The sequence below is a fragment of the Armatimonadota bacterium genome, from assembly GCA_031081585.1.
Classification (GTDB): Bacteria; Sysuimicrobiota; Sysuimicrobiia; order Sysuimicrobiales; family Humicultoraceae; genus Geohabitans; species Geohabitans tengchongensis.
Genome location: JAVHLY010000001.1, coordinates 41384 through 62264, shown reverse-complemented (window position 1 = coordinate 62264; position 20881 = coordinate 41384). Strand labels below are relative to the sequence as shown.

16 protein-coding genes and 2 tRNA genes are annotated in these 20881 nt (G+C 73.4%); 5 read left to right on the top strand and 13 right to left on the bottom strand.

All coding sequences use genetic code 11. The annotated features are described in order from the left end of the window. Positions 1–35 precede the first annotated feature (35 nt). The gene (locus tag RB146_00275) at positions 36–1868 is read left to right on the top strand and encodes an adenine deaminase C-terminal domain-containing protein (protein ID MDQ7827416.1); all 1833 of its coding nucleotides are present in this window, start codon (positions 36–38) and stop codon (positions 1866–1868) included. Between the two features lie 454 nt (positions 1869–2322). Here the strand turns inward: RB146_00275 and RB146_00270 are convergent, their stop codons facing one another. The 5 genes from RB146_00270 to RB146_00250 form a co-directional block, all read right to left on the bottom strand. Continuing rightward, entirely contained in the window at positions 2323–5517 is a 3195-nt protein-coding gene (locus RB146_00270) for an efflux RND transporter permease subunit (GenBank protein MDQ7827415.1), read from the bottom strand. Continuing rightward, positions 5517–7109: an efflux RND transporter periplasmic adaptor subunit gene (locus RB146_00265; GenBank protein MDQ7827414.1), complete on the bottom strand. Its 1593-nt coding sequence runs from the start codon at positions 7107–7109 to the stop codon at positions 5517–5519. Before RB146_00265 ends, RB146_00270 begins: the two co-directional genes overlap by 1 nt. 34 nt (positions 7110–7143) lie before the next feature. Continuing rightward, complete coding sequence (locus RB146_00260) at positions 7144–7986, bottom strand: TetR/AcrR family transcriptional regulator (protein ID MDQ7827413.1); 843 nt, start codon at positions 7984–7986, stop codon at positions 7144–7146. 167 nt (positions 7987–8153) lie between these two features. Further along, positions 8154–8229, bottom strand: a tRNA-Thr gene (locus RB146_00255). A gap of 100 nt (positions 8230–8329) precedes the next feature. Next, positions 8330–8452 (bottom strand): hypothetical protein, encoded by a 123-nt coding sequence (locus tag RB146_00250; protein ID MDQ7827412.1) that lies wholly within the window; start codon positions 8450–8452, stop codon positions 8330–8332. Positions 8453–9140: 688 nt separating this feature from the next. On the opposite strand from RB146_00250, the gene RB146_00245 reads away from it, so the two are divergent. Further along, a complete protein-coding gene (locus tag RB146_00245; protein MDQ7827411.1) occupies positions 9141–9413 on the top strand; it encodes a hypothetical protein in 273 nt (90 codons plus the stop codon). A 96-nt stretch (positions 9414–9509) separates the two neighbouring features. On the opposite strand, the gene RB146_00240 is transcribed toward RB146_00245, so the two are convergent. From RB146_00240 to RB146_00220, 5 genes are all read right to left on the bottom strand, one after another. Then, positions 9510–10613 (bottom strand): aminopeptidase, encoded by a 1104-nt coding sequence (locus RB146_00240; GenBank protein MDQ7827410.1) that lies wholly within the window; start codon positions 10611–10613, stop codon positions 9510–9512. 354 nt (positions 10614–10967) lie between these two features. After that, on the bottom strand, positions 10968–11780 hold the full coding sequence (locus RB146_00235) for an ABC transporter permease (GenBank protein MDQ7827409.1): 813 nt from the start codon (positions 11778–11780) through the stop codon (positions 10968–10970). A 79-nt stretch (positions 11781–11859) separates the two neighbouring features. Further along, positions 11860–12867 (bottom strand): ABC transporter permease, encoded by a 1008-nt coding sequence (locus tag RB146_00230; protein MDQ7827408.1) that lies wholly within the window; start codon positions 12865–12867, stop codon positions 11860–11862. A gap of 3 nt (positions 12868–12870) precedes the next feature. After that, the gene (locus RB146_00225; protein MDQ7827407.1) at positions 12871–14448 is read right to left on the bottom strand and encodes an ABC transporter substrate-binding protein; all 1578 of its coding nucleotides are present in this window, start codon (positions 14446–14448) and stop codon (positions 12871–12873) included. Positions 14449–14728: 280 nt separating this feature from the next. After that, positions 14729–14803: transfer RNA gene (locus RB146_00220), tRNA-Val, on the bottom strand. A 54-nt stretch (positions 14804–14857) separates the two neighbouring features. Here RB146_00220 and RB146_00215 point away from each other — a divergent pair. Together RB146_00215 and RB146_00210 are read left to right on the top strand one after the other, a co-directional pair. Beyond that, positions 14858–15565, top strand: coding sequence for a uracil-DNA glycosylase (locus tag RB146_00215; protein MDQ7827406.1), 708 nt, complete (start codon positions 14858–14860; stop codon positions 15563–15565). A gap of 77 nt (positions 15566–15642) precedes the next feature. After that, a complete protein-coding gene (locus RB146_00210; GenBank protein ID MDQ7827405.1) occupies positions 15643–17004 on the top strand; it encodes a glycosyltransferase family 39 protein in 1362 nt (453 codons plus the stop codon). Positions 17005–17013: 9 nt separating this feature from the next. On the opposite strand, the gene RB146_00205 is transcribed toward RB146_00210, so the two are convergent. Continuing rightward, a complete protein-coding gene (locus RB146_00205; protein MDQ7827404.1) occupies positions 17014–17517 on the bottom strand; it encodes a hypothetical protein in 504 nt (167 codons plus the stop codon). A 145-nt stretch (positions 17518–17662) separates the two neighbouring features. Between RB146_00205 and RB146_00200 the strand changes: the two genes are divergently transcribed. Beyond that, a complete protein-coding gene (locus RB146_00200; GenBank protein ID MDQ7827403.1) occupies positions 17663–18910 on the top strand; it encodes a DUF1343 domain-containing protein in 1248 nt (415 codons plus the stop codon). Positions 18911–18988: 78 nt separating this feature from the next. Here RB146_00200 and RB146_00195 read toward each other — a convergent pair whose 3' ends face one another. Continuing rightward, positions 18989–19936, bottom strand: a complete 948-nt coding sequence (locus RB146_00195; GenBank protein ID MDQ7827402.1) for a carbohydrate ABC transporter permease — start codon at positions 19934–19936, stop codon at positions 18989–18991. Then, positions 19933–20880, bottom strand: coding sequence for a sugar ABC transporter permease (locus RB146_00190; protein MDQ7827401.1), 948 nt, complete (start codon positions 20878–20880; stop codon positions 19933–19935). Before RB146_00190 ends, RB146_00195 begins: the two co-directional genes overlap by 4 nt. Position 20881 lies beyond the last annotated feature (1 nt).

Below are 20881 nucleotides of genomic sequence, written 5' to 3'. Positions count from 1 at the left end.
CAATACAGCGGCAACCCTCACCCGGGAGGCCGTCCATGACCGTTGCCGGGCACCGCCGGCGCACGCTCGACCAGGTGACGCAGGCGCTCGCCGCCACCGCCATGGGGCGCGAGCCGCCCGACCTGCTGCTGCGCGGCGGCCGGCTGGTGAACGTGAACACGGCCGAGGTGCTGGAGGGGGTCGACGTGGCCGTGCGGGAGGGGTTCATCGCGCTGGTCGGCGACGCCGGCCACCTCCCCATCGGCCCGCACACCACCGTCGTGGACGTCGCCGGCCGCTACCTCGCGCCGGGCTTCATCGACACCCACCTGCACGTGGAGAGCAGCATGGTGGACGTGCGCAGCTTCGCCCGGGCGGTCCTGCCGCACGGCACGACCACCATCGCCTGCGATAACCACGAGCTGGCCAACGTCTTCGGCCTGCGGGCGGTGGAGCTCTTCCACGCCGCCGCGGCAGGGCTCCCCCTCAAGGTCCTCCTGGCCATGCCGGTGTGCGTCCCCTCCATCCCGGGGATGGAGGACGCGGGGGCGACGCTGGGGCCGGAGGAGGTGGCCGAGGCGTACCGGCGCGGGTGGGCGCAGCTGCAGGGGGAGCAGATGAACTTCCCCGGGGTGATCTACGGCGACCCGCAGGTGCACGCCATCACCGCCGCCTCGCTGCGCGCCGGGGTGGTCCCCACCGGGCACTACGCCAGCCCGGCCCTCCACCCGGGGCTGCAGGCCTTCGTGGCGGCAGGGCTCGTCGCCTGCCACGAGGGCACCACCCCGGAGGACGCGCTGGCGCGGGCCCGCCTGGGCTGCTACGCGCAGCAGCGCTACGGCACCGCCTGGCTCGACCTGCCGCGCCTGGTGCGCGCGGTGACCGAGCGCCCCGGGCTGGACACGCGCTTCTTCACCATCGTCACCGACGACGTCACCCCGGCCACGCTGGTGCGCGAGGGGCACATGGACCGCGCCGTGCGTGCGGCCGTCGCCCACGGGGTCCCGCCGCTGGTGGCCATCCAGATGGCCACCCTCAATGCCGCGCAGCTCCTGGAGCGCAGCCGGTGGATCGGCACCCTCTCCCCCGGCCGGGCCGCCGACATCCTGGTGCTGCGGGACCTCGCCGCCGTGGCCGTCGACCAGGTCTACGCGGACGGGGTGCTGGTGGCGGAGGACGGCCGGCTCGTCGTCGACATCCCCCCGTACCCCTACCCGGCCTGGGCGCTGCGCTCGGTGCACCTGGCGCCGCTCGGGAGCCAGGACGTGCGCCTGCCCCATCGCGGCGCGCGGGCGACCGTGCGGGTGATCCGCGTCGTCCCCGGCAGCGCCCGCACGGTGCAGGAGACGGCCGTGCTGGCCGTACGCGACGGCGCGCTGGCCGCCGATCCCGCGCGCGACCTGGCCAAGGCTGTCCTCTTCTACCGCCACGGCGGCGACGCGCCGCGGCGGGGGGCGGGGTTCGTCACGGGACTCGGCTTCGGGCCGCACGTGGCCTTCGGCTCCACCGTGGCCCACGACAGCCACAACCTCCTCCTCGTCGGGACGGACGACGACGACATGGTGGCGGCCGGCAACGCGCTCATCGCCATGGGCGGAGGCATGGTGGTGGTGGCGGGCGGTGCGGTGCGGGCCGCCGTCCCCCTGCCGCTGGGCGGGTTGATGTCGCTGGAGCCCGTGGAGATGGTGGCCGAACAGGTCGAAGCCCTGGAGGCGGCCCTGCGGGCGGCCGGCTGCCCGGCGTCCGGGATCGAGATGACGCTCAGCCTCCTGCCGCTGATCGTCATCCCCGAGCTGCGCCTGACCAACCGCGCCACCGGGCTGGTGGAGCTGCCGGTCGGAGTGGCGCCCCGCTTCGTCGACCTGGTGGTGGACGACCTCAAAGCGTGACGAGGGTTAGGGGCGCGGATGACCGGCATGGCCACGTTGTAGGCGGCACGCCGGTGCGCGGGCGCGCGTGCGGCCGCCAGCTTCTTGGCTTCGTGCACCGCCTCGGCGATGAAGGCCTCGAGCTGCTGCTCCCCGAACGGCTGGACCGCGTGCGGGGCGAAACCGCCGCAGAACCCCTTGACCCCGGCGACGCCGACCGTGCGCCCGCGGACCTCCAGCGTCGCCGTGCTGCCCTCCTGCGGCGCCCCGCGGCGAGGGCCGGAGCGGCCGGCTCCGGCCCCGGCACACCCCGCTCGCTGGCCGTCTGCTTGAACCATTACCCCGCCGCCGTGCACCGACACGCCGTCAGTGGCTCGGGGGTTGGGAAGGTTTCGCGACCGCACCCGGCGGGGGAACCTGGCCACGGGCCGCACCGTGCCCTGACCGGGAGGACCCCGGCCACCAGGGCCTGCGCTCAGGCGTGCGCGCCCGGGGGGGTGGGGCCGCCGGGGTGGTCTGCCTGGCGGCCACGGGCCTCGCCTGCGGCCCCCGCCCCGCCGGTGACCGGGAGCGGCTGGCGCACGCGGACTCCCCGCAGGCGCACCTCACGCGCCCGTGCCAGCAGGTCGTCCAGCAGCGTGTAGACCGTCGGGATCACCACCAGGGTGAGGGCGGTGGAGGTGAACATGCCGCCCAGCACGGCCACGCCCAGCGGACGGCGCCACTCCGCCCCGCTCGCCCCCAGCCCCAGCGCCACCGGCAGCCCGCCCATGATGGAGACCAGCGCCGTCATCAGGATGGGGCGCAACCGTGTGCGCGCCGCCGCCAGGATGGCCTCCTGGCGCGGCGCGCCCTCGCGGCGCCGCTGCGTGATGAACTCCACCAGCAGGATGGCGTTGTTCACCACGATGCCGGCGAGCATGACGATGCCGAGCAGCGAGATCAGCGACACCGTCGTGCGCGTGAGCAGCAGCAGCAGGAAGGTGCCGATGGACGCCAGCGGCAGGCTGAACATGATGACGAAGGGCTGCACCAGGGACTCGAACTGCGCGGCCATGGTCATGTAGACCAGCAGCGACCCCAATCCCAGGGCGAAGAGCATGTCCCCGAAGGTCTCGCGCTGGAACTCGGCCTCGCCGCCGAAGCGCACGGTATAGCCCGGGGGCAGCGCGACGGCGGGCAGGGCGCGCTGGATGTCGTTCACCACGGCGCTCAGCGGCCGGCCCAGCAGGCTGGCCGAGACCACGGCCAGGCGCTGCCGGTCCTTGCGCTCGATGACCGCCGGGCCCCGCCGCACCTCCAGGGTGGCCACGTCCCCCAGGCGCACCGGGCGGCCGCCGACCGTGGCCACGTGCAGGTCGGCCAGCCGTTCCACGGCGGCGCGGTCCGCGGCGCCGGCCCGCACGACGATGTCGACCTCCTGGCCGACGCCGCGGTAGCGGCTGGCCGCCACCCCGGCCAGGGCCTGGCGCACCGCCGTGCCCACGCGGGCGGTAGTGAGCCCCAGCTCGGCCAGGCGCGCCTGGTCCAGCCGGACCTGCACTTCGCTCGTCCCGGCGTCCAGGTTCGTGTCCACGTTGGTCGTCCCGGGCGTGCGGGCCACGATGCGCTCCACCTGCGCGGCCAGGCGCTGCAGCACGGCCACGTCGGGCCCGCTCAGCTCCACCTGCACCGGCGCCGTGCCCGGGCCGGCACCGCCCTGGGCGGCCACGTGGACCTCCGCGCCGGCGATGCGGCGGGTGCGGGCGCGCACCTCCGCCATCACCTCGTCCACCGAGCGGGTGCGCCGCTCCCGGGGCACCAGGTTCACGAAGATCTGCCCCCGCTGGCTCCCGCTGGTCGTCCCGAGAAAGGGGTCCTCGGCGCCGCCCACCAGGGCGAAGACCGCCTCCACCTCGGGGAGGTCGCGCAGCACCGCCTCCACGGCCCGCACCGCCCGGTCGGTCTGGCGCAAGGCCGTGCCGGGCGGCATGGTCACGCTCACCTGGAACTGCCCGTAGTCCCCCGTGGGGAAGAACTCCTTGCCGATGAGCGGCGAGGCCACCAGGGCCAGGCTGGCCGCGAAGAGCAGGGCCGCGCCGCCCACCACCGTCCAGCGGCGCCCCAGCGCCCACCGCAACAGCCCGGCGTAGCGGTCCTGCAGGCGGCCGAACCCGCGGTCCCACCAGGTGGCGAAGCGCCCGGGGCGGTCCTCCGGGCGGCGCGGCCGCAGCCAGCGGGCTGAGAGCATCGGCGTGAGCGTGAAGCCGATGAGGATGCTGAAGAGGTTGGCGAAGACCACGGTGAGGCCGAACTGGCGGAAGAACTGCCCCACCAGCCCGCGGGTAAAGGCGATGGGGATGAAGACGGCGACGTTGGCCAGGTTGCTGGCCCACACGGCCAGCTCCACCTCGCGCGCGCCCCGCTCGGCCGCCAGGGCCGGTGTGGGCTCCAGGGCCAGGTGCCGGCTGATGTTCTCGTTCACCACGATGGCGTTGTCCACCATCAGCCCGATGGCGATGGCCAGCGCCAGCAGGGAGAGGGTGTTGAGGGAGAAGCCGAAGAAGAACATGGGGATGTAGGTGGCGACGATCGCCGCCGGCAGGGCGAGGGCGATGATGACCGTGGAGCGCAGGTCGTGCAGGAAGAGGAGGACCACGAGCGTGGCCAGGGCGGCGCCCAGGAGGAGGTTCCCCTGCACGTCGGCGATGGCGTCCCGGATGAAGAGGGAGTCGTCCCGGGCCACCGCGATGGCCGTGCCCGGCGGCAGGATCCCACGCAGGTCGCGGACGACCCGCCGCACCCCCTCGGCCACCTCCACGGTGTTCGCCCCGGCCTGCTTCTGCACGCTCAGGCCCACGCTGTCCCGGCCGTTGAGGCGCGTGAACTGATCGGGCTCGCGGAAGGTCTCCCGGACCTCGGCCACCGCGCGCAGGGGGATGGTGTAGCCGTCGCCGCGCTGCAGGACCAGGTCCCCGATGGCCTCCACGCGGCCGAACTGCCCCACCACCCGCACCAGGAACTCCTCGTCCCCCGCCCGCAGGCGACCCGCCGGGATGTTGAGGTTGGCCAGGCGCAAGGCCTCCTCCACCTGGTCGATGGTGAACCCCTCGGCGCGCAGGCGGTCCTGCGCCACCGCCACCTCGATCTCCCGCTCGCGGCCTCCCGAGACCGTGACGGCGGCGACGCCGGGGACGCGCTCCAGGCGCGGCTTGATCACCTCCTCGGCCAGCTCGCGCAACCCGAGCCCGCTCGGCCCGCTCACCCCCAGCAGCACCACCGGCAGGGCGCTGAAGTCGAACTTCTGCACGATGGGATCCTGCGCGTCCCGGGGGAAGCCGGCCTTCACCAGGTCGACGCGCTGGCGGACGTCCGCGGCCGCCGCGTCGATGTCCGTCCCCAGGGCGAACTCGATGCCCACCGTGGAGGCGCCCTCGGCGGAGATCGAGCGGATGGTGCGCACGTTGGTCAGCGAGCTAAGTTGCTCCTCCAGCGGCCGGGTGATGAGGCGCTCCACCTCCTCCGGCCCGGCCCCCGGGTAGGCGGTGACGACGCTGACGAAAGGGAACTGCACGTTGGGGAAGAGCTCCACCGGCAGGCGGCCGTAGGCGATGAGGCCCAGGACGAGCAGGCCCGCGATCACCATGAGGACGAGGACCTGGCGGCGGACCGCCAGGGCGGCCAGCGACATCAGCGCACCTCCCGCACCACGGTGACCCGTGTGCCCTCCGTCACCGCCTCGGGACCGAGCGTGACCACCAGGTCGCCCGCCCGCACGCCGCGCCGCACCTCCACCCGGGCGTCCTGGATCAGGCCCACCGCCACGGGACGGACCCGCACCACGCCCCCCTCGACGAGCCAGACGACGTCCCGGCCGTCGACCCGGCGGACGGCGGCCCGGGGCACGGTGAGGACGCCGCGGCGACGCTCCACCGCGATGGCCCCGCGGACGAAGGTCCCGGGCAGCACGCCCGGGGGCGGCGCGGCCAGCCGCAGCCGGACGCTGACGGTGCGGCTGCCGGGCTGGGCCAGCAAGGCCACGGTGCGCACCACCGCGGACACCGCCGCCCCGCCCGCCGACTCGGCCCGCAGCACGGCCGGCTGTCCCGGGCGCACCAGCGGCGCCTCGCGCTCGCCGACCGTCACCTCGGCCTCGAGGGCGCGGTCGTCGTAGACGACGACCACCGGCTGGCCGAACTCCCCTGCGGTCACCAGGTCCCCCCGCGCCACGCGGACCTGCGCCACCCGGCCCGCGAACGGCGCGCGCAGGGTGAGGTCGGCCAGGGCCTGCCGGGCCTCGGCCAGCACAGCCCGCGCCTGGTCGCGCTGGGCCGCGGCGGCAGCCACCTCCGGCGCCCGCGCCCCCCGCCGCGCCAGCAGCAGCGCCTGCTCCGCCTGCCGCAGCGCGGCGCGCGCCTGCGCCACCTGCGCATCGGCCGCCTGGACCTCCTCCGCGCGGGGACCGCTCTCAACCAGGCTGGCCTGCTGGCGCGCGCTCTCCAGCTGCGCGCGGGCCGCAGCCACCTGGGCTTCGGCCGTGCGGACCTGGGCGCGGGCCCGCTCGGCCTCCAGCCGCGCCTGGTCCACCTGCACCTGGGCCACCGCCCCTTCGCGCAGCAACGTCTCCATGCGCTGCAGGTGGGCCTCCGCCGTCTCGGCGGCGCTGAGCGCGGCGCGCCGCTGGGCTTCGGCCGTGGCCAGGGCGCTCTCCGCCTGGCGGACGGCCTGGCGCGCCTGCTCCCGTTCCTGCGGCCGGGCGCCGGCACGCAGGAGCGCCAGACGGGCTTCGGCCGCGCGCACCTGCGCGCGCGCCTGCCGCACCGCTTCTTCGGCCTGGGCCACCTGCTCCGGCCGGGTTCCCTGGGCCACCAGGGCGTACTGGGCCTCGGCGACGCGCGCGGCGGCCTCGGCCTGCCGGACGCGAATGGCGGCGTCGGTCGTGTCGAGCTGCACGAGCGCCTGCCCAGCTGCGACGCGGTCACCCTCCCGGACGAGGACGGCGACCACCTGGCCCGAGCGCTTGGCGAAGAGGCGGACCAGCTGCACCGAGGTGACGCTGCCGCTCACGGCCACGCGCCGTTCGATGGTCCCCTGCTGTACCCGCACCGCCTCCACGGGCAGCGCCGCCGGAGATGCCGCCTGCGGCCCCGGCCCGGACGCCGTCGCGCCCGGTGCCGGCGCAGCCACCTGCGCGCCGGTGCGGGGCCGCACCCGTCCGACCAGCAGCGCTCCCCCTGCCGCCAGGACGATGACCACGACGATCCACCAGACCCGAGCCCTCACGCCGATGCCTCCCGCGGGCGGTGCGCCCGACCCCTCAGACGTTCAAGTGAGGTGAACGCCCGTTCACCGTGCCCGCTTCCTGTTCCGCCGGTCCCACCGATCCTGCGCCCCCCCGCCGCGGCCTCCCGCTCCCGCGCCCCCGTGCTGCCCGCGCCGTGGCTGCGCTGCTCGCCTCGCGAGCGCCGCTCGGGCGCGAGGTCCGCGGCGGGGTATGGGCGGGGCCCGCCATACCGGTCAGCAGGGTCTCGACCTCGCGCCGCGGGTGCGGCCGGCGGGCCAGGCCGTTGAGGAGGATGTCGAGCGCATTGGCCGCCACCTCCACGGCGGGGGGACGCCGGCCGTCCGCCGTGAGGTGCGGCGCCCCGGCGAACGCCGCCGCCAGCAGCCGGACGGCGCTCGCCACCGCCGAGGCAGAGACGGCGGGGTCGACCTCCTTGAAGGCCCCCGCGGCGACGCCGCGCCGGATCACCGCCTCGAACGCCGCCTGCTCCTCCCGGCGCAGCCGCGCCAGCAGGGCTGGAGCCCGCCCGGCCTCGCCGTGCGCCTCCTCCCGCAGCAGGAGGCGCAGCAGGTCCGGGTGGGATTCCGCGAAGCGCAGGTACTGGAGGATCAGCCGGGCCATCTGCCGCACCGGCGGCTCCTCCGGCGGGAGCGCCACGACTTCCCGGCGCACCAGCCCCGCCGCCTGCGCCAGTAGCAGGGAGAAGAGGCGGTCCTTGTCGCGGAAGTGGTGGTAGATGAGCGCCTTCGAGACGCCCGCCGCCACGGCGATCTCCCGGACGGCCGTGCCGGCGAAGCCCCGGCGCGCGAAGAGCCGCCGCGCCGCGCCCAAGATGGCGGCGCGGGTCCGGGCGGCGAGGGCCGGGCGGGCGGTCATGGGCGCGCCCCAGTATAGCTGACCGACCGGTCGGTCAACAATCCCCGTCCACCAGGGTCACCGGAATGAGCAGGACGGCGAGGGGGTTCAGCAGGACGAGGCCGCGACGGTCGAGCAGGACGCGCCACCGACGAGGTCTCTGCGCAGGACCGATCCGCGGACATCGCTGGAGCCGGCGAGGGGATTCGAACCCCTGACCTGCGCATTACGAGTGCGCCGCTCTACCGACTGAGCTACGCCGGCCCGCTGGCAGCTCCTCGAGCGGAGACCACAGCCATTCTAGCAGAGCCGCCGCGCCGTGAGCCACCACCGGGGCCGGCGATGCAACTTCGCAGCCGCCCACCTACGACCCGCGCCCCGCCTCCTCCAGGTGGGCCCGCTCCACCTGCTTGCTCAGCCGGGTCACGATCAGGTTGACGCGCTGGCGGGCCTGCAACGGGTCGCGCAGGATGGCGGCGGGCAGCACGTCGGTGTGGCTGAAGGTCCCCTTCGTCAGGGTGAAGCGGAGGGCGCCCCGGCAGCCGCCGCGCCTCGACTCCCCGAAGGGCAGCCCGCGAAGGGGAGCGCCCGAAGGCGGGGAAAGGGTGGTGGGGGTGAGCGCTATGGCGCCGGGGGAGTGGTCCGCGAGAGCTTGCCGGGGTCATCGACGCCGGCGTCGTCCGCAGCCTGGCCCCACAGCCGGGTGAGCGGCTCCTCTTCCGCACGCGCAACTCCGCTCTGCTCCGCGCCGGCCGGGTCACCGACGCCTGCGTCCACCTCGATCCGGGCGCGGCCGCGATCCTGGCAGACCGCCGGGTGCGGCTGGTGGGCCTCGACTACCTCACGGTGGAGCGCGCGCCGGGGACGACTCTCCCCATGCACGCGACCCTCCTCGCCGCCGGCGTGGCGGTGCTGGAGACGATCGACCTCAGCGACGTCGAGGAGGGGTCCTACGTCCTGGTGGCCCTGCCGCTGCGGCTGCGCGGCCGGGACGCAGCCCCGTCCGGGCCGTGCTCCTGCGCCCCTGAGGGAGCCCCGTGCCCCTCTCCCACGCCGGAGCGCCCTCCCCACGCCGGGGGAATGCCGAGAGGAATCTCCGCCGGGTGCGCGAAGAGCGAGACGAGACGACGACCCGACCTCGATGACGTGCACGACTCCATTGGGGGGCGGGAGGCATGGTGGAACGGCTGTGGGAGATCTACGAGCAGCTCTGCCTCGTGGAGCTCCGGGGCCTCGATGAGTTCGTGCGTCGGGTGAAGGCGGGCGAGTTCGGCGAGTTCCCCCGGGAGGACATCGTGGCCTTCCTGCGGGAGATCGAAGCCAACATGCTCGACAACATCCAGACGAAGGCCCAGGAGCACGACGCCTACGCCGAGATGGCCGACGAGGTCACGGCGGAGACGCAGAGCATGTTCGACGAGCTGATCGACGAGCTCGAGCGCGCCTGACCCCGCCGGCCGCTGCTCCGGCGCGAGCGTCGACCGCCCCAGGCCGGGCAGGCCAGGGCCCCCGCCGGTCGCGGGGCCGGCCCGCCGCGCACGCCCTCAGATCAGGAAGCGGCCGTCGCGGTAGATCACCTGGCCGTCGGCGCGGACCTCGCTCCCCTCCCGCAGGTCGCAGATGAGGTCCCAGTGCAGACCGGAGCGGTTGCGCGACCCGGTCTCCGGATACCCGCTCCCCAGCGCCATGTGCACCGTCCCCCCGATCTTCTCGTCGAAGAGGATGTGCTTGGTGAAGCGCGTGATGCGCTCGTTGAGCCCGAAGGCGAACTCCCCGAGCCTCCGCGCCCCCTCGTCCACCTCCAGCATCGCCAGCAGGAAGTCCTGGCCCCGGTCGGCGCGCGCCTGGACCACGCGCCCCCGCTCGAAGACCAGCTCCACCCCCTCCACCACCCGCCCCTGGGAGACGGCGGGGAAGGAGAAGCGCACGCGCCCGTCCACGTCGTCCTCGACCGGGCCGGTGAAGATCTCCCCGTCCGGGAAGTTGTACTCCCCCGCGGCCTTGATCCACTTGCGCCCCCGGATCCCGACGACCAGGTCGATGTCGCGTCCGTGCAGCTCCAGGGTGCCGCACCGCTCCAGGTAGGCGATCAGGCGCTCCTGCTCGCGCCCCATCGCCTCCCAGGCCGCCACGGGGTCCTCCTGGTCGAGCATCCCCGCCCCGAAGACGAACTCCTCCCACTCCCGCAGCGACATGTCCGCCTCCTGGGCGTCGGCGGCCGTCGGGAACTGGGTGCCGCACCAGCGCAGGGCCTGGGCGGCGGCCCGCTCCAGGAACCGCTCCTGGATTGGCCGCCACGCCTCCTGCCGGCGGGCGATCCGCCGCGGGTCCACGTTGGTGAGGGCGCGCGTGTTGGTGTTGGCCCAGACGCCGATGTGGGCGTCCACCCGTTCGACCTCCACCCGCTCGACCTCGGAGACGAATGCCAGCTGCTCGTCGGAGGCCAGGGCGTAGAAGACTTCCTCCGCGCCCTCCAGCCCCACCCGGACGAGCGGGTGGCCGCCGGCGCGCAGCACCTCCTCGTAGAGCGCGCCGAGCAGGGGCGCCGCCACCATGGGACCGCTCAGGCGCACCAGGTGTCCCGGGCGGACCTTCACCGAATAGTGGACGAGCACGCGGGCGAGCTTCTGGAGCCGCGGGTCGATCATGGGGAACCTCCTCGGTCGGGTGGGGTGCAGCCGGCTGCGGCCCGTTGCCGCCGTGCCGGCCGTGTCACAGGACAGGGGCGCACGTCGTCACCGGATGGCGGCGCAGGAACCGCGGGCGTGACCGTCGATGGATGAGGGCGGTATCTCCTTCACCTCCTCTCCCAGGCCACTTGCCTGCATGACCCCCCCTGACCATGACTGGTCACCTTCCCCCGGTGATGGTGCGTGCCGAATTCCCGACGATGGAGCCGCGCTCATGCTTCGCGGTTTCCGGTGATGTAGTCCTGCTGCGGACCGCGAGAGCCTCCGGGCGGGCGAGTGGATCTCACCCGCTCGTCACGCACCGATACCCGCTCAGCGGCCGCGCAGACGCGGATCCAGCAGGTCGCGCAGGCCATCGCCAACGAGGTTGAACCCGGTCACGGCAAAGAGGATGGCCAAGCCAGGGAAGGTCGGGACCCACCACTGGGTCGTGATGTAGTCCCGGCCTTCGCTGATCATCACCCCCCACTCCGGCGTGGGCGGCTGCGCGCCGAAACCGATGAAGCTCAGGCCGGCGGCAATCAGGATCGCCTCGCCCATGTTGAAGGAGGCCTGCACGATCAGCGGGGAGAGCGTGTTGGGCAGCAAGTGCCGTGTGATGACCCGGAGGTCGCTGGCACCGACGGCGCGGGCCGCCTCCACGAACTCCTGCCGGCGCAACACCAGCGTCTGCGCGCGGCTCAGGCGTGCATAGACCGGCCAGGTCACCAGGGCGATGGCCACCATGGCATTGACCAGACTGGGGCCGAGGGCGGCGGCGATGGCCATGGCCAGGATGAGCGGGGGAAAGGCGAAGAAGACGTCGGTGATGCGCATGAGGACGTGGTCGATGCGCCCCCCGGCGAACCCCGCGAGCACGCCCACCGCCGTCCCCAGACTGCCGCCCAGGGCGACGACGACCAGGCCGACGAGCAGCGATAGCCGCGCGCCGAACAACAACCGGCTGGCAATGTCCCTCCCGAGCTGGTCGAGCCCGAGCGGATGCCCCGGCTGGGGCGGTTCCAGCCGGTGGTCCAGGGACTGGGCCAGCGGCGGGTGGGGGGCCAGCAGCGGCGCCGCGACGGCGGCCAGGACGTAGCCCAGGACGACGACCGCACCCGCGGTCACCAGGCGGCTGCGTCCCATCCCGCGGAGCATCCCGCGGCGGCGACGTACGGGCTGGCGGACAGGCGGACCGGCCGTGTGCTCGGTCATACGCCTACGGTCAGTCATAACGCACCCGCGGGTCGAGACGCACATACAGCAGGTCGACCACGAGGTTGACAAGGGTGTAGATCACGGCCGCGACGAGCGTCACGCCCACGACCGCGGGGAAGTCGAGGCTGACCGCTGAGGTGGTGGCGTAGCGCCCCAGCCCGGGCCAGGCGAAGACGGTTTCCGTGAGTACGGCTCCGGAGAGCAGATTGCCGAAGGCGATCCCGATGATGGTCAGGGTCGGGATCATGGCGTTCCTCAGGGCATGCCGGAGGACTACCCGGCGTCCGGGGAGCCCCTTCGCCCAGGCCGTTCGGACGTAGTCCTGGTAGAGCACCTCCAGCATGGCGGAGCGCGTCATCCGGGCGACCACGGCAGTGGAGAAGAGGCCCAGGGTCAGGCCGGGCAGGACCAGGTGGAGGAGGGCGTTGCCGAAGACGGCGCCGTCGCCCGCGAGCAGGGCATCGACCAGCAGCAGCCCCGTCCGCGACGGCGGGGGGCTGAGGGCGATGTCCAGCCGGCCGGGTCCGGGAAGCCAGCGCAGACGATAGTAGACGTTGCCCAGCAGCAGGAGCCCTAGCCAGAACACGGGCATGGAGGCGCCCATCAGCGCGGCGATGCGGCAGAGGTGGTCGAAGAGCCGGTCCTTGTAGATCGCCGAGACGATCCCCGCAGGTACGCCGAGGAGGAGGGCGACAACCCAGGCCGCCGTCCCCAGCTCGATGGTGGCCGGGAGAAACTCGCGCAGGTCATCGGCGACGGGACGCCGCGTGCGGATCGAGACGCCAAGGTCTCCCTGGGCCAGGCGGCCCATGTAGAGCAGGTACTGGACCAGGACCGGACGGTCCAGTCCGTAGGCGCGGCGGTAGGCCTGGATCTGGTCTTCGCGAGCGTGCTCGCCGAGGGCGACCAGGACCGGGTCGGCCGGGACGACGTGGGCGATGAAGAACGTGAGGGCGGAGACCCCCACGAGGACCAGCCCCGTGGAGGCGATCCGCCCCAGGAGGTACTGGCTCACATCCTACTTGCTGACCGTGCGGAACTCGGCAAAGGCCATCGGGTTCCAGACGAATCCCTGCACGCCTTTCCGCAGCGCAAACCGGGTCGTCGGCTGGTAGAGGACGACGTACGGGCCTTCGTGCAGCACCCTGTCGGTGAGCTGCTTGTACAGCGCCAGCCGCCGGCTCCGGTTGGTCTCCAGGGCCGCCTGCTTGGCGAGCCGGGCCGCCACCGGGTCATCGTACTGGTTGCGCCAGGCGATGGACTTGGCGGCGAAATCGGTAAAGGGTGTCGCATTGCCGTCCGGGTCGGGGAAGTCCGGCCCCCAGAGGATCAGGACCATCTGGCCCTTCTGGGCGCGGTAGATGTTGAGCAGCTGCGCCTGTGCGGTCTCCTTGATCTGCAGGGTGATCCCGCTCTTGGCCAGGTCGCTCTGGACCTTGGCGGCGATGTCTGACCACTTCACTCCGCCAGGAGCGGGCCCTGTGGGCACGAGGAGTTCCACGGTGAACCCGCCACCCAGGCCCGCCTCCCTCAGCAGGGCCTTGGCCCGCGCGGGATTCTGCTGGAACGGCGTGGCCGGGTTGAAGCCGAACAGCCCCTCCGGGATGATGGTCTGCACTTTACGGGCTTCGCCCCGCAGGAGGTTGCGCACGATCCCGTCATAGTCGATGCTCCAGCGGATCGCCTCCCGTACCTGGGCCTTGTCCAGCGGCGGGTGTTTGACGTTCATGCCGATGTAGACGAGCTGCAGCAGCTTGCCACGCTGGATCTTCACATTCTGGTCCCCCGCCATCTCCCGGGCCTGCTCCGGGGTGAGGTTGGCGGCGATGTCGGCGTCGCCCGAGGCCACCATGAACTTCTGCGTGCTGGTCTCCGGGACGTGCTGGATGATGACACGCGAGACTTTGGGCCTGGGTCCCCAGTAGTTGGGGTTGGCCACCAGGACGGCCCGCGCCTCCGCATCCCACCGCTCTAGCCTGTAAGGCCCGGTGCCCGCAGAGTGGTTGCGCAGCCAGGCCTCCCCCCGGTCGGTCCCGCTCTGATGGGCCAGGGCTTCCTCCGGATCGACGACGGCCCCGACGGTGAAGGTGAGGATGGAGAGGAAGGCCTGGGGGCTGGCCGTCTTGGGCAGGGTGACTTCGACCGTGTCGTTGCCGATGGCTTTGGTGTCTCCTTCCTTCAGCCCGGCGACATCCTTGAGGAGAAAGGCGGGGGACTTGTTCAGGGCGATGACGCGGTCCAGCGAGAAGGCTACCGCCCTGGCCGTGAGGGGGCGGCCGGTGCTGAACCGCACACCCGGGCGCAGTTTGAAAGTGACTTTCCATGCGCTCCCCGCGTCGCGGATCCTCCAGGAGGTAGCCAGCCGGGGTTTGAGCGTGGAGAGATCCTCACCCTCGAAGGCGACCAGCGTGTCATAGACGTTCTGGGCCACCAGGATCCCGCTGAACTCGTATGCCACAGCTGGATCCAGGGAGATCATGTCGCTGATGTCCGAAACGTAGACCAACGTGTCCCGAGCCGGTGCGGCAAACCCTCCGGTCCCGAAGGGCCAGAATAGCGCCGCCAGAAGCACGACAACGGCGAGCCTTGGGCGCATAGGCCTTCCTCCTTTACTGCCTATGAATGGCACTAGTGTAACGATTTCGTCGGGACGGTTCCAGAACCTGATGGCCGTCCGCTCGATCGGGTGGTGACCCGATGCGCAGCCTGACAAGGGGCGCAGCAGCGCCAGCGCACGGCGAGCGCGGCTCGGTGCACCCAGCGACCCGCCTCGCCAGCAGGAACGCCTCGACCGTGTCGTGAAAGGGGTGAGCGCCTGCCGTTTTCTGTGAATAACCGAAGGGGCAAAAATGCGAAACCGCGTGACAGATGCGGGGTGGTGGGCGGTGCAGGGCTCGAACCTGCGACCTCATGCGTGTGAAGCATGCGCTCTCCCGCTGAGCTAACCGCCCACGACGCACGCTCATTGTAGGATGCGGGCGAACGGAGCGTCAAGGAAGGCCGGGGTGGCCGCCGCCGTGGGACCGGCGGCGGTGCTGAAGGCGCTGGCGGCGGCCATCGTCCGCTGTCACCGCTGCCCCCGCCTGCGGGCGTATTGCCGCGCCGTCGCCCGCGTCCGGCGGCGCGCCTACCGCGACCAGGTCTACTGGGGCCGGCCCGTCCCCGGCTTCGGCGACCCGCAGGCGCGCGTGCTGGTGGTCGGGCTCGCGCCGGGCGCGCACGGGGCCAACCGCACCGGGCGCATGTTCACGGGGGACGGCGCCGGGGCGACCCTGATGCGCGCGCTCTACGCCGCGGGCTTCGCCTCGCAGCCCACCTCGGTGGCGCGCGACGACGGCCTGCGCCTGCGGGACCTGTGGCTCACGGCGGCGGTCCGCTGCGCCCCGCCGGACAACCGTCCCACCCCGGAGGAGGTGGCGCGCTGCCGCGACTACCTGGGCACGGAGCTCGTGACGCTCCCCCACCTCCGCGTCGTCGTGGCACTGGGGCGACTGGCCCACGACGCGGTGCTGGCGGCGGCGCAGAGCGCCGGGGTGACCGTGCCGCGCCCGCGCCCCGCCTTCGCCCACGGAGCGGAAGTGGTGCTGCCGTGGGGGGCGCGCTCGCTGGCCCTCCTCGACACCTACCACCCCAGCCGCCAGAACACCCAGACCGGCCGCCTCACGGTGGACATGCTGGTCGGGGTGTTCCTGCGGGCGAGAGCGCTCTGCTGAGTCCGCCCGCCCTACCGCGCCGCGCCTTTGCGGTCCTCCTCGCCCTGGTCCTCGCCGGCACGGTGGCGCGGGCGCTGATGGCGGCGCTGCTGCCGGTGATGGACGACGAGGCCTACTACTGGGTCTGGTCCCGCCGGCTGGCCTGGAGCTACCCGGACCACCCGCCCATGGTGGCGGTGCTGGTGGCGCTGGGCACGCGGCTGGCCGGTGACGGTGCCATCGGGATCCGCTGGCCCTTCCTGGTGCTCAGCGCGCCGCTGCCCGTGCTGACCTTCGGAGTGGGCCGGGCGCTCTTCGACGCCCGCACCGGCGTGCGCGCCGCCGTCGTCGTCAGCATCCTGCCCATCGTCGCCACCGCGAGCACCCTCGCCTTCCCCGACGGGCCGCTGGGCACCTGCTGGCTCCTGGCGCTGTGGACGGGCTGGTATGCCCTGAGGCGTGGCGGCTGGTGGTGGCTGCCCGCCGGCGCGGCGGTGGGCGCGGCGGTGCTCAGCAAGCTCACCGCGCTCCTCCTGGCCGCAGGACTGGCCGGGGCCTGGCTCACCGGTCCCTGGCGGCGCAGCCTGCGCGACCCCTGGTGGTACGTCGGGGTCGCGGCGGCCGCGGGCCTCGTCATCCCGGCGGCGGTGTGGAATGCCGGGCACGGCTGGCCGACGGTGCGCACCGCGCTGGCCGGGCCGGTGTGGATCACCCCGCGCTTGCCCGCCATCAACCTGGCGCTCTTCGCCGCTTCCCAGCTGGGCTACTTCGGCCCCATCGCCCCCTGGCTCGTGGCCGCGGCCGGGCAGGCGCTGCGCCGGGCGGCTGCACCCGCCTGGCGGTACCTGGCGTGGACGACGCTGCCGCTCATGGGGGCAGTGGTGGTGAGCGCCTTGGCCGCGCGCGCGAAACCCCACTGGCCCTCCCCCGCCTACCTGAGCGCGGCGGTCGCCCTCGGTGCCCTCTGGCCCCAGCTGCGGCCGGCGGCGCGGCGCGGGGCCCTGGTGGCCGCGGGGCTCACAGCCGCGCTCACGGTGGCCACGCTCACGGTCGCCGGGGTGGTGCTGATGGTCGACCCGTACCGGGCGGCCATCCGCGAGGGGAATGGTCGGTGGGACGGGCTGGCTGCCGCGGCGGCGGCGGCGGCGCGCAGCGGACCGCGTCCCGCCTTCATCCTCATCGACGGCTACCAGGCGGCCAGCCAGCTCACCTACCGCCTGTGGGGCCGGGTGCCGGTCACCACCCTGCACGACTACTACGCGCTGCTGCGGCGGCCGGGGGAGTTCATCGGCCAGGACGCAGTCTACGTGGACGTGGACGGCGGGGAGTGGAACCGGGCGCTCCGGCTGTACTGCCGGGACATCCGGCGGGTCGGGCCGTTCGCGCTGCGCCCGGGACAGGAGGCGGTGCTCTACCGGTGCCGGAGCTTTGCGATCTACCGGGGGTATACGGCGCGGTAGACGAAGCGGTCAGCCATTCGCTGCGCGAATGGCTGAAGACTTCACCGCCGTCACGTACGCCAGCTCCCGGGCCAGGCTCTCCGCGCGCTCCGCCACCCAGGTGGCCTGCGCGCCCGGATGGGGACGGCGCGGCGCCCCCAGCCCGTAGGGCGCATCGAGCGGCGCGCGCTCGGGATGGGCCAGCACCTCCTCCAGCACGCGCAGCGCCGCCGCCAGGGCTCCGGCCAGCTCGCGCACGCGCTGGTGCCCCGCGCGCACCTCCTCCAGCGCGGTCGGCTCGGCACCGCGGATGGCGGCCTCCTCCGCGTCGAAGCGGTCGGCCAGGCGGCGCACCACCCCCAGGACCTCGTGCAGCGTGCGCAGCGCCTCCTCAAAGGGCGGCTCCGGCCGACGGGCCAGTCCGGTGGCGGGGTGGTAGCGCAGTTCGCCAGCGACGCGCCGCACCACCAACGCCGCCTGGCGCAGGCGGTCCACCTGCGCGTTGGCCTCGAAGGCCTCGGGAGGGAGCGTCACCACAGGAGACCTCCTCAGGGCTGCACGAGACGTCTACGCGGCGGCGGGCCTGGGCAGGAACCCGTCAGCGATCAACCGAATCTTACCGACCAACGCGCCACCGGTCCACGGTCCGGCGCGTGACCGGTCTCGGAGCCCTCGCGTCTTGCGTCTCGTCGCGGTCGTCGTCCTCCTGGTCCTCTGGTCGTGGGGCCCGGCGCTGTGGGCCGGCGGGTCGGACCTCCGCCCCGAGGTCCGTCTCGGGGCCGACACCCTGCTCACCGACCCGGCACCGCTCGCTGGCAAGCGCGTCGGCCTGGTCACCCACCTGGCCGGCACGACCGCCGCGGGCGACCTCACCGCGGCGGCGCTGGCCCGCACGCCCGGGGTGCGCCTCACCGCGCTCTTCGCCCCCGAGCACGGGTTCGACGGCAGTGCGGGCGCGGGCGTCCCCGTGGCCAGCACCCACATCGGCGGCGCACCGGGGGCGATCCTCCCCTCGCGGACGCCGGTGTACAGCCTCTACGGCGGCGCCTTCCGGCCGACGCGGCAGATGCTGGCGCGCGTGGACGTCCTCGTGGTCGACCTGCAGGACGCCGGTACGCGCCCGTACACCTACGCCTCCACGATGGCGCTGGTGATGGCGGCCGCCCGCGAGGCCGGCAAGCCCGTCGTCGTCCTCGACCGGCCCAACCCGCTCGGCGGCACCGTCGTCGACGGCCCGGTGCTCGAGCCCGCCTTCCGCTCCTTCATCGGGCTCTACCCGATCCCGCTGGTGCACGGGATGACGCTCGGGGAACTCGCCCGCCTGTACAACGACGCCTTCGGCATCGGCGCCCAGCTCACCGTCGTGCCCATGCAGGGGTGGAGCCGGAGCATGCCCTGGACCGAGACGGGGCTGCCCTGGGTGAACCCCTCCCCGGGCCTCACCCACGCCGACGCCCCCTTCTACTACGCCGCCACCGGCCCGCTCGACGGGACGAACCTGTGGAACGGGGTGGCCACCACCTCGCGCTTCCAGGTGGTGCTGGCGCCCTGGATGGACGGCGAGCGCCTGGCCGCCCGCCTCAACCGCCGCGGGCTGCCGGGGGTGCGCTTCTCCCCCTCTGCCGTCCCCCACCCGCGCACGGGACGGGTGTGGCGCGGAGTGCGGCTGCACGTGACGGACCGCGCCGCCTTCCGCCCGGCCACCACGACCGTCTACGTGCTGGCGGAGATCCGCGACCTCCACCCGGGGCAGCTGCGCTTCCGGCTGCCCCGCCGCGGCCGGGCCCTCTTCGACGTGGTCTGGGGGACCAAGCAGGTGCGGGTGGACCTCACGCGCGGGCTGCCCGCGGAGGCCATCGTGGCGCGCTGGCAACCGGCGCTGCGCCGGTTCGAGGCGCTGCGGAGCCGCTACCTCCTGTACGAGTGACCGGGAGGCCCCGTCCGCGTGGGCGGACGCCGGGCCGGGCGGGCGGATGGCGCCCGGCGGCGCCGGCGGGCCGGCGGATCAGCCCTTCACCGCGCCGGCCGTGAGGCCCTGGATGAAGCGGTCGATGAAGAGGTTGTAGACGATGGCGATGGGGATGCTGGTGATGAGCGCCGCCGCCATCAGCGAGCCCCAGTAGAAGACGTCCCCCCGCACCAGCGCCACCGGCACCCCCAGGCTGACGGTCATCCGCCCCACCGCGCTGATGAAGGTCAGCGCGTAGACGAACTCCTGCATCACCAGGGTGAAGGCGAACATGGCCGCGGTGAGGATCCCGGAGACGGCCAGCGGGAACATCACCCGGCGGATCACCGCCAGCCGGCTGTAGCCGTCGATCATCCCCTGCTCCTCGATGTCCCGCGGGATGGCGCGGAAGAACCCCATGAGCAGCCAGGTGCAGAAGGGGATGGTGAAGGTGGGGTAGATGAGCACCAGCGCCCACAGGGTGTTCTGCAGGTGGAGCATGGCGATGACCCGGGCGAAGGGGATGAAGAGCAGCGTGGGCGGGATGAGGTAGGTGAGGAAGATGGCGATGCCCAGCCGCTCGCCCCAGCGCCCGGCCAGGCGCGCCAGGGCGTACCCCGCCGGCACCGCCACCAGCAGGGTGATGAGCACGACCAGCGCCCCGACCAGGACCGTGTTGCGCACCCACACCAGGTACTGGGTCTCCAGGAAGAGGAGGCGCACGTGCTGCAGGGTGGGCGGCTCGTTGAAGATCCAGGGGATGTGCTGCAGGTTGGTGGCCCCCACGTAGAGGTCGCGGTTGGTCTTGAAGGCGGTGAGGAACATCCAGTAGAAGGGGAAGACCGCGAAGAGGGTGAAGGCCAGCGCCGCCAGGTAGAGGGCGGTGCGCTTGAGGGCACGGACGGCCCGCCGCCGCCGGCGCGGGGCAACCCCGGCTGGCCGTCCCGTCCCCCGCAGCGTGGCCACTGACGCGGCGCGGGCGTCACGCGACTGCCAGCGCCTCATCCGCCCACCTCGGTCCGCCGCGCCGTCCGCAGCATCACCCAGGCCACCACCACCAGCACCGGCAGCAGGAAGAGGGCGATGGCCGCCCCCTGGCCCAGGTCGGCCGCTAGGATCCCCCGCTGGAAGGCCAGCGTGGCCAGCACGTGGGTGCTGTTGTAGGGGCCGCCGCGCGTGAGCAGCCAGACCACGCCCAGGTCGGTGGCGGTGAAGACCACTCCGAAGAGCACCGAGACGGTGACGATGGGCAGCAGCAGGGGCAGCTGCACCTGGAAGAGCCGGCGGAAGAAGCCGGCCCCGTCCACCACGGCCGCCTCCCGGATCTCCTGGGGCAGCGCGGTCATCCCCGCGAGCACGATCACCGTGGCGAAGGGGAACATCCGCCAGACGTGCACCGTGATGATGGCGATCATCGCCAGGGTGGGGTCGCCGAACCAGTAGAGCCACCCCTGCAGCAGCCCCAGGACCTTGAGCGTCCAGTTCACCACGCTGAAGGTGGAGTCGAAGATCCAGGTCCAGGCCATGGCCGCCAGCGAGACCGGCACCGCCCACGGCAGCAGCAGGAGGAAGCGCACCGCCCGGCGGCCGATGAAGGCGGCGTCGAGGACGTTCGCCGCCACCACCGCCAGCAGGATGACGATGGCCTGGGAGACGGCGGTGAAGAGGAACGTGTTGCGCAGCGCCAGGCGGAACTGCGGGTCGGGCAGCAAGCGGGCGAAGTTGCGCAGCCCCACCCAGGTGAAGTCCAGGCTGCCGGCCGTGGCGGCGCTGAAGCTCAGCAGGATGGCCAGCACGAAGGGCAGCCCCACCAGGAGGAGGACGTAGAGGAGGGCCGGCGTGAGCATGATCCGCGCCAGCAGGTCCTCCCGGTCGGCCAGGGTGCGCCGCGGCGCGACGACCCGCGGCGGGGCCAGCGCGGCTTCCCCGGCCTGGCGGCGCAACGCCATG